The following is a 15,119-nucleotide window of genomic DNA, read 5'->3' on the forward strand; positions in this document are numbered from 1 at the left end:
GGGCGTTCGGGTAATCGGACCGCCAGCGTCCGCGCCCGTGTTCACCAGAAAGGCGCAACAACAGGTCCTTGCGGGTTTAAAGATGCCTAGCCCCCGCCGCCCGGCGTGCGTTCCGACAGGAATCGCGTTAGAGCGCCTGGCGTCCCGTTGCGGATCTCGACGTCGTTCCGGCGCGCGATCGCGGCGCGCACAAGCTTGGCGCCGAGATAGCGGAACGGTTCCGGCGGCATCGTCTTGCGCCGATCGAGCCCCACCAGCCCACTGCTGCTCCAGCGATCCTTCCGTTCCAGAACAAGGCTGGCGAGGACGCGGCCGCCGATTGGGGTCTGGGCAATGCCGGTCCCGTTGTAGCCCATGCCAAAGACAATGTTAGGATGACCCTTCAAGTGATCGAAGACGGGGACATGCTCCGGCACGCAGTCGATCGGGCCCGCCCAATCATAGTCGATCGGCACTCCTCGCAGTTCGGGGTAGACGCGGGCCAGTTCGCGGATATTGTCCCTTCCGTGTTCGGGGCTGCGGTTGAAGCTTTGGCCGAAATTGCCCGCATAGGCGATGTTGCCGCTGCCGCGGCCGAAGACCACCCGGCCTTTCGGGGTGCGCTGGTAATAGAGGACCTGGCGCTGCGCGTCGCAGATGGAGGCTCCGTCTCGCCAGCCGATTCGGTCGAGCAAGTCAGGGATTTCCGCGGTCGCGACCACCTGGCTTGCGACCACGTAGAGATGCCGTCGCAGTTCGGGCAGCGCCGACAGCCAGGCATTGGCCGCCAGCACGACCTTCTCGGCCCTCACCTCGCCCTGCGCGGTCCGGACCACACAGGTCCTGCCGGGCACGATTTCGGTGACGGGACTGCGCTCATGGACGACCACGCCGCGAGCGATCGCCAGGTCGCGCAGGCCGGTCGCCAGCTTGGCTGGATGCACGGTTCCGGCATTCGCCTCGACGACGCCGGCATAGGAGGCGGAAGACCCGGTCCGCTGCTTGATCTCCTCGCCGGTCAGCTGCCGGAAGCGGTTGGCCCCGGCTGCCTCGGTCATCGCGACAGCGCGGTTCCAGGCTCCCTCCTGGGCCGTGGAACTGGCCGTCCACAGCCAGCCGTCGAGACGAAGATCCATATCGATCGTGCCGTCGCGCTGAAGTTTCTCCAGCTCTGCGATGGCATCGACGCTATCGGCGCAAAGCGCCCGCCCCTCCTCCTCGCCGACGACGGCGCTGATCTGATCGAGCTCGGCGAACCAGGAATGCACCTGTCCACCATTGCGCCCCGAAGCGCCGGAGCCGCACTGATCGGCCTCGATCACCATGACGCGGGTTTCGGGAGCCAGATCGCGGATCCGCAACGCCGTCCACAGCCCGGTATAGCCGCCGCCGACGATCACCACGTCGGCCTGCTCGCCGCCGACCAAGGGTTGGGTCGCCGGGGCAGCGGCAATGTCCTGCAGCCAGAACGACCGATCGGCTGTCGCCGCGACCGCCGGCTGTCTCATCCGTAAAGTGGCCATGTCAGACCCTCGTCTCGCGATTGATCACGTCGGCATATTTCAGCGGCAGCCAGTCGGGGATGGGGCGCGGTTCCTGCGGGAAGCCGCCGAGATGCGTGCAGGTCCTGCTGGCGTCGAGAGAGGCTTTTCGCATGGCATCGTCGGCATCGAGACCCGCGAAGCAGAACGCGGTGATGAAGGTGGCGATAAAGCTGTCTCCCGCACCGCACGTGTCCACGACGGCGGTCGGCGACGCCTCGACATGGCGAACGCCTTGGCTGTCGCCGAAATAGGCGCCGCGGCTGCCGCAGGTGAGCACGACCTGGCGCGCCCCGGCCGACCGCAGCGCGGTCATGAGGGGCTCGACCGGCACGCTCGGCTCGTCTGGACCGGACGCGAAGACCAGAGGCACGCCCTCCAGTGGCAAGGCCAGATGCGCGGTCGAGACGTCAAGACTGAACGGCACGCGCTCGCGAACCAGGCGGCGCACGAGATCCTCGTTGGCATTGGTGCCCAGATGCACCCAATCGGCTTTCGAAATGACCTGCCAGTTGCGCGGCGCGGGCATGTAATTCTCGCCGACGCCGAAGGATTCGAACAGGAAAGTACGGTCGCCCGACTGGTCGCGCAGCAAGGTTACAGCCGTGTCGCCGGACATCATCTCGACATCGTTGCGGGACAGCCCGGCGGTCTCGATCTCGCGGAGCGTTATCTCACCTTCAGGATCATCGCCAACGGCGCCGAAATAGCGTGCGCTCCAGCCATTGCGGCGCCATTGAACGGCAACGTTGAGGGCGTTCCCGCCCACGGTCAGGAGGTCCTTGTTGAGATAGACGTCGAGGCAGTTGTCACCGACGGCGACCAGATTGGGCGGTGCTCTTCCGGTCATGCTGCTGTCGGCGCCCGCGTCATGTGAGGCTCGATGGCCTTGAGATTGCGTGTCCACGCCGCGACCGGGTCCAGAGCATAGGAGCCATTTCCGAACGGCTCGAAGGTCAGTTTCCCCCGATAGCCCGACGCGGCGAGGTCGTCGAGGTACTGGCCGATCGGAAGCTTGCCGTCGCCCCAGACAAGATGTCCCGCCGGCAGCCCGTCGACGATCTGCACATGCGCGAGGCGCGGCCCGAACAGCCTGACATAGTCGGCCACGGTATCGCCGGCAGTGGCCATGCCGACCGTGTCCAGGACCACATCAACAGTGTCGGCGCCGATCTCATCGAGCATTTCGCGCAGGCCCGCCGCATTGGTGACGACGTTGGTTTCGACGCGTTGAAGCGGCTCGAGCAGGCAGCGCACGCCGACCGAGGACGCATGGGCGGCGATCTCCGCGAGCGACTGGGCCGACCGTGCCCACGCCTCTTGCGGCGGGTCGTGTTCATATCCACGCCCGGACGTCAGAAACAAATATCGGGCGCCCAGTTCGGCGCATATGTCCGCCGCGCGGCAGAACCGCCTGACGCTGTCGCGGCGGTATGCGCCGTCGCCCGACGCGATGTTGATCGGATAGATCACCTGCTCGGGCGTGAAGCACCAGACCGTCAGGCCGTTCTGCGCAAGTATCTCGCGAACCGATCGAACATGCGCCTCTGTCGCATGAAACAGGTCGAGATGCGGCGCGATGCCCCAAAGCTCGATCTCCTTGAAGCCGAAGCCGCGAAGGATCCCGGCAACGCGCTCGAATGCGTAATGCTGGAAGGCGAAGTTGGCCCCAATCAGCTGGTCGACCTTGAATTGCGGCATTGACGTCCTTCCCGGTGATTTATTTGCCGATGCCTTCGGAGAGGCCGCGGATGAAGTACCGCTGTGCGGCGAAGAAAAGCAGGACGATCGGCAGGGCCGAGATCGTCATCGCCGCGAAGACGACGCCGTAATTGGTGCCGTTCTTGGACATCAGCGAGGTGAGGCCGACGGGCAGCGTCTGCACCGCCGATCCATTGGTGAAGACCATCGCGAATAAATACTCGTTCCAGGCGAACAGCACGTGCAGGATGATGCAGGAGATGATGATCGGCTGGCACAGCGGCAGGATGATACGCCAGAAGATCTGCCCCTCGCTGGCGCCGTCGATGCGGGCCGCCTCGTCGAGATCCTTCGGCAGCCCAAGCATGTAGGCGCGGATCAGGAAGGTGCTGAACGGAATCCGGAACGCCGTGTAGAGGATGATCAGCGCCCAGTAGGTGTTGTAGAGGCCGATGGCCTGCAGCATCCGCACCAGCGGGATCAGCGCCACGGTCGGACTGAGCATGAGGCCGCCAAGAACCAGACCGACGATAAGCGGCTTGCCGGGCATTGGCGTTCGCGTCAGCCCGTAGGCGGTCCAGGCGCTGATCAGCACCGTGCAGATCGCTGAAGCGACGGTCACCAGCAGGCTCGAGACCAGATAGTCGCGGACGCCCCGGTTCCAGGCCTGCACATAATTGCCCCAGGTCCACCGCGACGGCAGCGCGAACGGGTCGCCGAAGATCTGCCCATTATCCTTGAAGCCGTTGAGCGCCATCCAGACCAGCGGATAAAGCACGACGATGCCGAGACAGATCAGGAACGAGTACAGAAAGGCTTTCGCAAGAGCGCTCCCGAAGGCCGGGCGCGCGGTCCGCCCGCTGGCCGCCATCACCGTCACAGCTCGACCCTCCGGCGCCTGGTGTACCAAAGCTGGGCCGCTCCGGTGATCATGGTCACGGCGAAGATCACGGCGGCGATCGCGGCGCCGTAGCCGAAATTGTTCTGGATGAAGCCCTGCTGGTAAAGCCATGTGCCAAGCACCTGGCTGCGGTTGTTGGGGCCGCCGGCGGTCATGACCATGACTTCGTTGAACACCTGGAACGCGCCGGTGATGGTGACGATGATCATCAGGCCGGTCATCTCGCGGGTCAGTGGCAGCGTCACGCTCCACAGCCTGCGCAGCGGCCCGGCTCCGTCCATGACCGCGGCATCATAGAGATCACGCGGAATCTTCTGGATCGCGATCGCGAACAGGAGCGTCGAATAGCCGAAGCCCTGCCACTGGCTCATCGCGATGATCGCGTAGATCGCCGTGTGCTCGCCGCCGAGCCAGGGCTGGATGAGTTGTTCCAGGCCAATGCGCCTGAGCCCGGCGTTCAAGAGCCCGATATCCGGCTGGTAGATGAAATAAAACAGCAGGCCGGTCACGGTGATCGAGATCGCGGACGGAATGAAATAAATCGCCCGCCAGAAGCGCCTTTGCCGCTCGCTGCCCAGCCCCTCGATCAGCGCCGCCAGCACGAAGGCGCCGCCGACCTGGAAGACGATGGAGATCAACGCGTAGAGCGTGTTGTTCCACAACGCCACCCAGACGACCGGGTCGTGTAGCAGCCGCTCATAGTTGGCGAGGCCGATATTCGTGGTCTCGCCGGTAAAAATATCCTCGTCGGTGGTGCTGACGATGAAGTTGTCGACGATCGGGTAATACACGAACCAGCCGACCAGGATCACCGCAACGGCGACCCACCGGAGCGAGCCCCAGTGGCGGAACCGGCGGCCGGCTTTCGCCGCCGGCTCGCCCTTGGCGTTGCTCAAGGCAGCGCCTTCCATTCTGGCCAGACCGGGATTCGCCATTGGCCTATTTCGATGCCGCGGCCGCCTGCTTGACCTGCTCCATGACCTGTTCCGGCGTCATCGAGCCGCCGGTGAGGGCCTGGAGGCTGGACAGCCAGGCGGAGGCCACGCGCGGCGGGTTCACCGTGTCCAGCCACGGCATCAGGTAGGAAGCGGAGGCGATCTCCTTGAGGCCGGCCACGACGGAAGGGTTCATGTTGGCTTCCGACGCCCCGCCGATGGTCGCGCTGGGCTGCCCGTAGGGCGGAGCCGAGAGCACCTGGCCATTCTGCTTGGACGTGACGAATTTCATGAAGTCGATCGCCAGCGGGATGTTGGTGGAGGCGGAACTGATCATGTAGCCTTCCGGCGCGCCTTCGATCGCTTTCGCGTCGCCCTTCGCGCCGTTCGGCACAGGCAGCGTGAAGAAGCCCAGATCGGATACTTTCAAAGCGGAATCCGCCGAAGCGCTCTGATCGAACTCGATGATTTCCTGGTAGTACATGGCCGATTTCGTGTTGCTGAAGGTCTGGATGGCCGACGAATAGGAGGTGCCGTTCACCGAGGCGCCGCCATCCGTGCAACTGTCGATGAGCTGCTTGTACTGGGTGAGCGCGGCGACATAACCCGGGTCGCTATAGTCCGCCGTGCCGGGGTCGAAATCCTTCTCGAGTACCGCCTGCGGAACGTCGTAGGCGAGCAGCTGCCCCACATAGTGGATTGCCGGCCAGGCTTCCTTGTTGCCGAAAGAGATCGGCGTCATGCCCGATTTCCGGATCGTCTCGCAGGACGACAGGAGCTCCTCGAAGGTCTTGGGCGCGCTCAGGCCGAGTTTGGAGAACGCCTGCTTGTTGTAGCCCATGAATTTTGCGTCGAGATAGAGCGGAATGCCGTAGTATTTGCCATTGTACATGAAGGCCTGAACGGCCGCCGGCGTCAGTGTCTTGCCCCACTCGGTATCGGGCCCGATGACCGGGGTCAGGTCGACGGCGCGATGGCCGCGCACGAAATTTCCGCCCCAGCTGCCGGTCCAGGAAAAGTAGATGTCCGGGAGCGAGTTCGACGCGACCAGCGTTTTGGTCTTGTCCTTGACGCTGTCGTCGCTTTCCTGGATGAGTTCGACCTTCACGCCGGGATGAAGCTTCTCATAGTCCTGGGCGACGCCGACAAAATACGGCGCAAGCTGCTGCGCGCCGAATTTCGTCAGGACCGACAGCGTTCCCTGGTAATCGACCTTAGCGTTCGGATCGGCCTGGACCGCCTCGGCGCCGATACCCTGTCCCATTGTCAGACCCAGTGCCGATGCCGCGGCAAGCGCGGCGATTGCCGCCTGTGTTGAATATTTCATGATCAGTTCCCTTCTTCGTTTTTATGAGGTGAGGTGATCAGTATTCGACGCGCTTGTAGTAGCGGCGCGTCGTCAGCGGGTGATTGCGCAACACTTCCAGATGCGCGCTCACCCGTTCCAGCAACGTCGCAAGCACGATCGGCGAGATCAGCTTGCGGACAGCAGGCGAGATACCGGGCAGTTCGACCGACGCGGCATCGAGAACGTGCACCTTGTCGGTGTATCGTTTGATGAAATTTTCGACGCGATCACCCAGCGGACGGCTGGCATCTTCCCCCTTGAAGAGGAATACGCTCACACCCGGTTCGACCAGCTCCAGCGTGCCGTGGAAGAAGTCGGCGGCATGGACCGGTCTGGTCCTGATCCACTGCATCTCTTCCAGAATGCACATGCCGTAATAGTAGGCTTGCGGCCAGACGGAGCCGGCGCCGGTGAAGATGTGATAGGTTTCGTTCTTGATCGTGTCGGCGAGTTTCGCCGCGCTGTCTTCATAGGCCGCCTTTGCCCCAACCAGCAGTTCCGGCAGTCTCTTGAGCTCGGCCACCGTGGCGTCGAAGTCCTCGTATTCGCCGCGCTCCGCCAGCAGTGCCAGCACGATCAGCAGCGACTGCAGATAGAAGGACTCCGAAGAGGTGTCGTCCTCCGCGAAGTTCGTGAAGGTGAAATCGGCTTCCCTGGCAAGTGGCGTGTCGGAATGGCCGGTGAGCGAGAGCGTGCGCACGCCTCTCTGCTTCAGGAAGGAAAGCAGCTGCACGCTTTCCCTCGTCGTGCCCGACAGCGACGGGATGACCACGAGCGACTTCCGGTCCAGCCCGGCGGGCGGATCAAGCACGACCTGCGCCGGATATTCTCCCCGCACCGGGAAGCTCGTACGACGCTCGGCCAGCTCGATCGCTGGAAGGGTCAGAAGCTGCACGCCACCGGTCCCCATGAAATAGAGCCGCTCGACGCCCTCGCCGAGCAGCCGGTGCATGAGCGCCCTCGCCTCTCCGGCGAAGGAGACGGCTCCGCCCTGGATCTTGATGAAGCGGTCTTTGTCAAAGTTGAGCATGCAGGTCTTCCTCGTATTTTCGCTGCGGCAGGGCGTCCGCTCGTTGCAGGCACCGCCGGCGGATCGCCATGGCCACCATCGATCCGAATGATTGTGAGATCGATCTCACATATTTAACGCACGCATTTCAGAGGTTGGCAAGCCCCCTCACAGGACGAATTCGCGGAAGAGCCTATTTGGATCGGGCGATCAGCGCCCGTGCAGCCGCGAGACCGAGCCGCGAACGATGAGACGGGTCGGGAAGCGCGTGTGGCGCGGGGCCAGCTTCTTGCCGGCCAGGCGGTCGAGCAGCATTTTGGCGGCAAGCGGCCCTATTTCGGCTGTCGGCTGCGCAATGACGGTGATCTGGGGATCGGTGAAGGTGGCGAGGTTGAAATCGTCGAACCCGACCAGCGAAACATCATGCGGGATGGACAGTCCCATCGAGCGCAGGCCGAGCAACGCGCCTTGGGTCATCAGGCTGTCCACGGTGAACAGGGCGGTCGGACGATCGCGGCGGCTGAACAGTCGAATGGTGGCTTCGACAGCATGTTCCACGGTCGAGCGTGACACGCTGACCAGCGACGGGTCGAGGGCGATGCCATGCGCCGCAAGCGAATTCTGGTAACCGGCAAGGCGCTCCTGCGCGGTGAAGATGCGCGATTCGTCCCGCAACAGGCCGATGCGCTCATGGCCATTGGCAACCAGGTAGTCCACGGCCGCGCGCGCACCGCCTTCATTGTCGACGACGACGCTGTCGCAGTGCACTTCCTTGACGACACGGTCGATCAGCACGACCGGCGTGCCCTCACGGGCGAGCTGCACGATATGCTGGCTGTCCGTCGCCGAGGTCGGCGCGAGAATGAAGCCACGGATGCTGAGCGAACGCAGGCTTTCGAGCAGTTCCTTTTCCTGTTCGACATTCTCTTCGCTGCTGGCGATCAGAAGATTGTGGCGGTGCCTGCGCAGTTCCGCCTCGATATCATGGGCAATGCGCGCGAAGAACGGATTCTGGATGTCGCCGGGAATGAAGCCGACGATCGGCAGTTGCCCGCTGCGCAGGGCCTGCGCGACGAGGTTGGCGCGATAGCCCAGTCGCTCGGCGGCTTCCAGCACGCGCAAAGCCGTACCGTCGCCGACGTAACCATAACTGTTGAGCGCCCGCGCCGCCGTGGCGCGCGAAACGTTGGCCGCGGCGGCCACGTCTTTCAGGGTGATCCCTTTCTGCGTCACGATCATTGTGCTCCCGGGACGGCAATATCCCGTTTGGCGAACCCGCGGGCGAACTTGCCCGTACGCTATTGGTAAATAACAACAATGGTGGGCCCGGAGGGACTCGAACCCCCAACCAAGCGGTTATGAGCCGCCGGCTCTAACCATTGAGCTACAGGCCCCACGCGGGCTGGATTAATGTTTTTCGCATCGCGGCACAAGGCTTTCCCGGCGGGCTTTCGCAGATCGCCCAAATCAACCCATAATCGCGCTCTACGCGCTCCCCTGCGACTTGATCGCAGACCAAGGAGATTTTCATGACCAGACATCTTTTGCCCCTCGCGCTCGCCGCTGCAATCGCTTTTCCGGCGATGGCTGGAGCCACCGATCTGCCGACGCCGCCCCGCATCATCGTGTCCGGCGAGGGCGAAGCAACCGTGGCCCCCGATCTGGCGGTGCTGACGCTCAGCGTCATGCGCGAAGCCAAGACGGCGCGTGCCGCACTCGACGCCAACAATGATGCCATGGCCGCCGTGATTGCCGCGATGAAGGCCGCCGGCATCAAGGATCGCGACCTGCAGACCGCGGGCATCCAGATCAACCCCCGCTACAACTACACCAACAAGCCGGACGGCAGCCAGGAGGCCGAACTCGTCGCCTATCAGGTGACCAACACGCTCTCGGTGCGCGTGCGCGACGTCGACAAGACAGGCGAGATCCTCGACAAGGCGGTGTCGCTCGGCGTCAACCAGGGCGGCGGCATCGCCTTCACCAATGACAATCCGGCGGCCACCGTCACAGAGGCCCGAAAGAAAGCTGTCGCCGACGCCATGGCCAAGGCCAGGACGCTGGCCGAGGCGGCCGGGGTCAGCCTGGGCCGGGTGCTCGAGATCACCGATCAGAACATCAGGCCGGCGCCGATGCCGATCAACGCCAAGGCATTCGACGCCGCGGCCGGCGCGGCGCCGGTACAGGCCGGCGAGAACGCCTACAATGTCCAGGTCACCGTTACCTTCGAACTGAAGTAGGCGGCGCTGGACGCCGTGGCCGAGCATTGCTTGGCCACGGACCTGCTCAAGAGAGAGCGCCGCGGGCATTAAAAACCCTGCGGAATCGCTCCCGCGGGGGTTTCGGGCCACTTCTTTCCCTAGGGAAAGGGGCTCCAGACCTTCACAGAAGGTCCACGCCTGAGATTCTCAGCGGTTGATGACCGGGCAACCGCGCTCGTTGGCGAACACGATGACGACGCGGTCGCCGTACTGACGGCCCATCACCTTGACCACGCGGCGGTTGACATCGACGATGCGGGCACGGTGCAGCCCCATGCGCTCCGCCTTGTCGAGGGCGCGGTCCGGCGAGCAGCCACGGCGCCAGTCGTCGCGGCGCTCGTCCCGGCGGTGGCGATAGCCGTCGTCGCCGGCATAGACGCCGAAGCGCGGATCCTGGTTGTTGCCGAAGCCAAGATAGAGGCTGTCGGCATGGGCGGGGATGGCCGCCAGCGTGCCGAGGCCGACCAGAGCCGAAAGCGCTGCCGTCTTGATGGTGGTGTACATGGTTCTCTCTCCTTGTTGCGGGCTTGCGCCCTCCTCGTGAAACCGATGGCGGGAGAATGCACCGGCCTGTCTGAACTATTTACGAACTGCCCGTTCATCCGCGGTTCATGTAGCGCCACACGGGCAAAGCGCCGACCTTGCAAATCTTGCCGGCCAAATCCCTCGCCGGCCAAATCCCTTGCCGGCATTCTACAATATCGCGTCAGGCGCCTTCCCCTCGCACGGTTTCCGACAGGCAAACTCCTGACGATCTACCTGCGCGCGTCAGGGCTCGTCGTCGAGCATAAAGTCAAAATAGTCTTCCGGCTCGGCCAGGTCGGTCTCGCTCGCCTTGACCCGGCCGCGCATGGAAATGCCGGCCTCGTGCACGGTCTCGGCACTGCCGGAAACCAACCGATGCCACCAGTAGAGGTCGCGGCCCTCGGCCACCAGCCGGTAGGCGCAGGTGCTGGGCAGCCAGCTGATGGTGCGCACATTCTGCGGCGTCAGGCCGACGCAGTCGGGAACGCGCGCCAGCCGGTTGGCATAGTCCGCACAGCGGCAGCTCTCGGCGTCGAACAGCCGGCAGCCGACGCTGGTCCAGTAGATTTCACCGGTGTCCTCGTCCTCGAGCTTGGACAGGCAGCACTTGCCGCAGCCGTCGCAGAGCGATTCCCACTCGGTGGGGCTCATCTCTTCCAGCGTCTTGGTCTTCCAGAACGGGGTTTCCATTTCCGGCATGTGGCCCCAGCCGCCGCCAAGGTCAAGCGCGGCGACAGCCGGAATGAGGCTGCAAAGGGGGCCGAATGACATGAAGTTGCCTTCAAAAGGTCGGCCAATAGCCCTGTACAGCCCCTAACGATGGGCAACTGGAACCAATTTCGTTAAAAGCGGTTTCGGCAAGGATGGGACCCCACAAGGAGAATTTCGATGAAACGCCAACCACGGATTCTGGCAGGCACAGCCCTTGGCCTGTTGATGGCATCCGCGCCGTTAGGCGCGTCCCCGCTTCAGGGGACAGCCGCGTTCGGCCCCATGCAACGCGGGGGGACACCGCTGATCATCCTGGCGCAGGACACCCCCACCGACCAGGGACAGGGCGACGAGGAACAGCCGCGCAAGAAGAAGCGCGAGCAGCAACAGCAGACCGAGACCGCTCCGGCCGCGCAGCAGCCCGCCCCCGCGGCTGAAGAGCAGCAGCCGCGCAGGAAGAAGCGCGACCAGCAGCAGCAGGCCGAGCAGGCGCCCGCCGGCGAGGCCGCGCCCGCAACCGACGAGCAGCAGCCGCGCAGGAAGAAGCGCGACCAGCAGCAGCAGACCGAACAGGCGCCCGCCGGCGAGGCCGCGCCCGCAACCGACGAGCAGCAGCCGCGCAGGAAGAAGCGCGACCAGCAGCAGACCGAGCAGGCGCCCGCCGGCGAGGCCGCGCCTGCCAACGACAACCAGCCGACCAAGCCTGGCAGGAAACACAAGCTGGACCAGCAGAAAGAGGCGCCGTCCGCCGTGCCGGAGACCGCTCCGACACCGAAGCAGGCTCCTGCCGGCGAAGCGACGCCGAAGGTTGAATCCCCTCCCGCCGGCGAGCAGGTTCCCGCCCAGGGCGAGCAATCCCAGGACAAGACGAAGAAGCACGGCAGGAAACCGGCTGGCGAACAGCCGGCGAATGGCGAGCAGCCCGCGACCGGCGAACAGCCGCGGACCGGTAGGCAGCCCACCACCGGCGAACAGCCGGCGACGGGAGAGCAACCCGCCACCGGTGGGGCCGCTACCAATGGGAAGGCCGCGCCTGTCCAGGGCGAAAACCCGGTTCAGGGCGAAGCCCCCGCCGACAAGAATGCCGCCCCCATCCTCGACAGCCAGAAGGATGCCAGGCGCAAGGGTCGCGGCGAGAACGGCCAGGGCGGCGGGAACCCGGCCACCCAGCCCGCCAACCAGAATGGCGAACAGCAGAACGGCGGGCAGCAGAATGGTGGGCAGAATGCCCAGCAGGGCGGTAACCAGGGCCGGAAGCCGGTAGTGGCGCCGGTGGATCAGGGTCCGCCTCCAACCGACGACAGAGCCGCCCAGGAGGCGATCAAGACGGAAAAAATCGTCCCGGTGACGCAGGAGAAGGGCAAGCGGCTCGAGCGCGCGCCTGACGAGGACATCCGTGACCGCCGCCGGCCCAAGGGCGTCGACGTGCTCAAGGAAATCGGCGACCGGGTGATCGTCCAGTTCAACGACCAGACGTTCGTCCAAAGCAACGATCGCCCGCGCCTGACCCGCGGCGCCAAGGATGTCTACTACGAGGACCTGCCGCAAGGCCGCACGCGCGAGACGGTCGAGCGCGACAATGGCTTCCGGATCGTCACCATACGCAACCGCTACGGCGACATCCTGCAGCGGTCGCGCATCGCGCCCGACGGTCGCGAATACGTTCTGAGCTATGTCGACGAGCGCAGCTACCAGGACGAAGATGACTGGCGCGATCCCGGCGATGACCTGCCGCCGATGCGGCTGACCATCCCGCGCCGGGACTACATCCTCGATTCCGAGGATGTCGAAAGCCCCGACGACTATTACACCTTCCTCGAACAGCCGCCGGTGGAGAAAGTGCAGCGTCTGTATTCGATCAACGAGGTCAAGCGTTCGGCTCGCGTGCGCGACATTGCACGGCGCATCGATCTCGACACGCTGAACTTCGAATTCGGCTCGTCCTCGATCTCCGACACCGAGGTGCAGAAGCTCCAGGGTGTCGCCGACGCCATGGAGAAGCTGTTGAAAAAGAACCCGGCCGAGACCTTCCTGATCGAGGGCCATACCGACGCCGTCGGCACGCCCGAGGCAAACCTTGCTCTGTCGGACCGTCGCGCCGAAGCGGTCGCCGAAGCGCTGACCAACGCCTTCGGCATCCCGCCCGAGAACCTGACGACACAGGGCTATGGCGAGGAGTATCTGAAGGTCGACACCTCGGCGCCCAACCGCGAGAACCGGCGCGTCGCCATCCGCCGCATCACCTCGCTCGTGGCGCCGGTGGCGAGCAACAACTGACCTGCTTTTCCAGCGACTTGCAGTGGTTTCTGGAACGAGGTCGGAAACAAGGTCCCATCCCGATCAACCGGGATGGGACGAACTGCCGACGGCACGGCCCGGGTCAACAAGAATTGTACAGGCCTTGGAGCCGGCTCATTGAATCACCGGGCTTCGCACCCCAGATTCCTGACTGGGCGTTCCCTGCCCCGTCCCGACTCCAGCGGGACGCATTGAGCCCCGCCGGCCCTCTCCGGCGGGGTTTTTTGCTTTTAGGCCCACCTTGCAAACGCTGGCCTGGCAGTCGAAATACGCGCTCAACGAAGGACGAGGCGAATTGATGCCTACGGAAGAAACCGGCGATCAGAGGCTTGAGCGGCTTCGTCGGGCAATCGACGAGGGCGACCAGTCAGGTGAACCGGAGCCGTTCGATGTCGAGTCATTTTTTGAAAGCAAGCGGCGGCGGCAGGATCGCCTTCAGTAGATGTTCCTGATCTTGCTGTCCGTCCTGGCAAACACCTCATCCGGCACAAAAAAATCTCCGGCCAGCGGTCCGGTTGCGTCAGGCGCATAGACCGAGAAATCGCTGACGCCCTCGGCGCGCAGCACCTCTTCGTCGATATAGAAATTGCCTGATTCCTCGCGCGACGGCCGCATGAAGATCGCGTGCGCGGCGTCGGCCATGATGTCGGGCGACCGGCTCATCGCCGCGACCGTCGCTCCGCCCAGAAGGTTGCGTACCGCGGCCGTGTCGATGGTCGAGATCGGCCACAGCGAATTGACCGCGATGCCATCCCTGGCGAATTCCGCGCTCATGCCCAGCGTGCACATCGACATGCCGAACTTGGCCATGGTGTAGGCGACATGGTTCTTGAACCATTTGGCCTTCATGTCGAGCGGCGGCGCCAGATTCAGGATGTGAGGGTTCTTCGCCAACTTCAGGTGTGGAATGCACATTTTGGACACGAGGAAGGTGCCGCGCGTGTTGATCTGATGCATCAGATCGTAGCGCTTCATGTCGGTTTCCAGCGTGCCGGTAAGCTGGATGGCGCTGGCATTGTTGACGCAGATATCGATGCCGCCGAATTTCTCGACGGTTCTGCCGACCGCCTCGGCCACCTGCGCTTCCTCGCGGATGTCGCATAGCACCGGCAGTGCCTTGCCGCCGGCCTGCTCGATCTCTTCAGCGGCGCTGTAGATCGTTCCCGGCAGCTTCGGGTGCGGCTCCGCCGTCTTGGCGGCGATCGTCACATTGGCGCCGTCGCGCGCGGCGCGCAGCGCGATCGCCAGCCCGATGCCACGTGACCCGCCGGAGATGAACAGCGTCTTTCCCTTGAGCGACATTTTTCCTCCGCCTGGATTGTCTTGTGTCGCGATCCTTGCGCGCGCCAGAGCGGGATACAAGAGCTTGTGGTGCGACGCGATGGTGACGTAGCGGAGGGTATCGTGCCTTGTCGGCTGCAAACGACGTGGCGCCGAAACCGATTTGGCGTATGATTCCATACCGGATGGCAGATCACCAAATGGCTTTGTTCATCAAGAATGTCGAAGTGGAGCGGTTGGCCCGAGAACTTGCCAAGAGCCGTGGTGTGCCGGTGACCGAAGCGATCCGGCAGAGCCTCGAAAACGAAACTGCTCGCGAACACCTGACTTCTCAGCAAAACGAGTCTGACCTGATCGCGAGGCTGATGGAAATTTCAGAGCAAGCAGGCCGGATACCTCATCGGGACCACCCAATGACCGAAGACGAAGTACTCGGTTACGATGAACTCGAAATACCGAGCAGATGATGGATACTTCGTCCGCACTGTCGCGCCGCCCCTCATTGCCCTGCCGGGCATTTCTCCCCGCATAGTGACGGGGAGAAAGACGCTCTGTCCGAACCGGATAGATAGGTAACAGAATGGACCGATAGCATGGGTGACAGTTTTCTTGTCCGCCGGAGGACCGGC

Annotated in this window: 15 protein-coding genes and 1 tRNA gene; 4 read left to right on the forward strand and 12 right to left on the reverse strand. The window is 63.9% G+C overall.

Annotated elements, in window-relative coordinates; translation table 11 throughout:
- Positions 1-86: 86 nt before the first annotated feature.
- The 9 genes from LB516_RS16080 to LB516_RS16120 form a co-directional block, all read right to left on the reverse strand.
- Positions 87-1,502, reverse strand: a complete 1,416-nt coding sequence (locus LB516_RS16080; RefSeq protein WP_224719946.1) for an NAD(P)/FAD-dependent oxidoreductase — start codon at positions 1,500-1,502, stop codon at positions 87-89.
- A gap of 1 nt (position 1,503) precedes the next feature.
- Positions 1,504-2,370, reverse strand: coding sequence for a PfkB family carbohydrate kinase (locus tag LB516_RS16085; protein WP_224719947.1), 867 nt, complete (start codon positions 2,368-2,370; stop codon positions 1,504-1,506).
- Positions 2,367-3,221, reverse strand: coding sequence for a sugar phosphate isomerase/epimerase family protein (locus LB516_RS16090; RefSeq protein ID WP_224719948.1), 855 nt, complete (start codon positions 3,219-3,221; stop codon positions 2,367-2,369). Before LB516_RS16090 ends, LB516_RS16085 begins: the two co-directional genes overlap by 4 nt.
- 19 nt (positions 3,222-3,240) lie before the next feature.
- Positions 3,241-4,092 carry a carbohydrate ABC transporter permease gene (locus LB516_RS16095; protein ID WP_041163763.1) on the reverse strand — a complete coding sequence of 284 codons (852 nt, stop codon included), beginning with the start codon at positions 4,090-4,092 and terminating at the stop codon, positions 3,241-3,243.
- Positions 4,093-4,097: 5 nt separating this feature from the next.
- A complete protein-coding gene (locus LB516_RS16100) occupies positions 4,098-5,057 on the reverse strand; it encodes a carbohydrate ABC transporter permease (protein ID WP_224527425.1) in 960 nt (319 codons plus the stop codon).
- Positions 5,058-5,061: 4 nt separating this feature from the next.
- The gene (locus LB516_RS16105) at positions 5,062-6,384 is read right to left on the reverse strand and encodes an ABC transporter substrate-binding protein (protein ID WP_140727089.1); all 1,323 of its coding nucleotides are present in this window, start codon (positions 6,382-6,384) and stop codon (positions 5,062-5,064) included.
- A 37-nt stretch (positions 6,385-6,421) separates the two neighbouring features.
- Positions 6,422-7,435, reverse strand: coding sequence for an SIS domain-containing protein (locus LB516_RS16110; RefSeq protein WP_140665925.1), 1,014 nt, complete (start codon positions 7,433-7,435; stop codon positions 6,422-6,424).
- 189 nt (positions 7,436-7,624) lie between these two features.
- On the reverse strand, positions 7,625-8,653 hold the full coding sequence (locus tag LB516_RS16115; protein WP_015316711.1) for a LacI family DNA-binding transcriptional regulator: 1,029 nt from the start codon (positions 8,651-8,653) through the stop codon (positions 7,625-7,627).
- A gap of 79 nt (positions 8,654-8,732) precedes the next feature.
- Positions 8,733-8,808, reverse strand: a tRNA-Ile gene (locus LB516_RS16120).
- A 135-nt stretch (positions 8,809-8,943) separates the two neighbouring features.
- Here LB516_RS16120 and LB516_RS16125 point away from each other — a divergent pair.
- A complete protein-coding gene (locus LB516_RS16125; protein ID WP_140617816.1) occupies positions 8,944-9,654 on the forward strand; it encodes an SIMPL domain-containing protein in 711 nt (236 codons plus the stop codon).
- 168 nt (positions 9,655-9,822) lie between these two features.
- Here the strand turns inward: LB516_RS16125 and LB516_RS16130 are convergent, their stop codons facing one another.
- Positions 9,823-10,179, reverse strand: coding sequence for a hypothetical protein (locus tag LB516_RS16130; RefSeq protein ID WP_015316248.1), 357 nt, complete (start codon positions 10,177-10,179; stop codon positions 9,823-9,825).
- A gap of 264 nt (positions 10,180-10,443) precedes the next feature.
- Positions 10,444-10,890, reverse strand: a complete 447-nt coding sequence (locus tag LB516_RS16135) for a YcgN family cysteine cluster protein (RefSeq protein ID WP_041163697.1) — start codon at positions 10,888-10,890, stop codon at positions 10,444-10,446.
- A 198-nt stretch (positions 10,891-11,088) separates the two neighbouring features.
- On the opposite strand from LB516_RS16135, the gene LB516_RS16140 reads away from it, so the two are divergent.
- Entirely contained in the window at positions 11,089-13,188 is a 2,100-nt protein-coding gene (locus LB516_RS16140; protein ID WP_411969396.1) for an OmpA family protein, read from the forward strand.
- Positions 13,189-13,450: 262 nt separating this feature from the next.
- Positions 13,451-13,651: a type II toxin-antitoxin system ParD family antitoxin gene (locus tag LB516_RS16145; protein WP_224719950.1), complete on the forward strand. Its 201-nt coding sequence runs from the start codon at positions 13,451-13,453 to the stop codon at positions 13,649-13,651.
- Here the strand turns inward: LB516_RS16145 and LB516_RS16150 are convergent.
- Entirely contained in the window at positions 13,645-14,511 is an 867-nt protein-coding gene (locus LB516_RS16150; RefSeq protein WP_224719951.1) for an SDR family oxidoreductase, read from the reverse strand. The genes LB516_RS16145 and LB516_RS16150 overlap by 7 nt on opposite strands.
- 179 nt (positions 14,512-14,690) lie before the next feature.
- On the opposite strand from LB516_RS16150, the gene LB516_RS16155 reads away from it, so the two are divergent.
- Positions 14,691-14,957: a type II toxin-antitoxin system VapB family antitoxin gene (locus LB516_RS16155; protein WP_224719952.1), complete on the forward strand. Its 267-nt coding sequence runs from the start codon at positions 14,691-14,693 to the stop codon at positions 14,955-14,957.
- The last annotated feature ends 162 nt before the right edge of the window (positions 14,958-15,119 follow it).

It is taken from the genome of Mesorhizobium sp. CO1-1-7 (assembly GCF_020164885.1).
Classification (GTDB): domain Bacteria; phylum Pseudomonadota; class Alphaproteobacteria; order Rhizobiales; family Rhizobiaceae; genus Mesorhizobium; species Mesorhizobium australicum.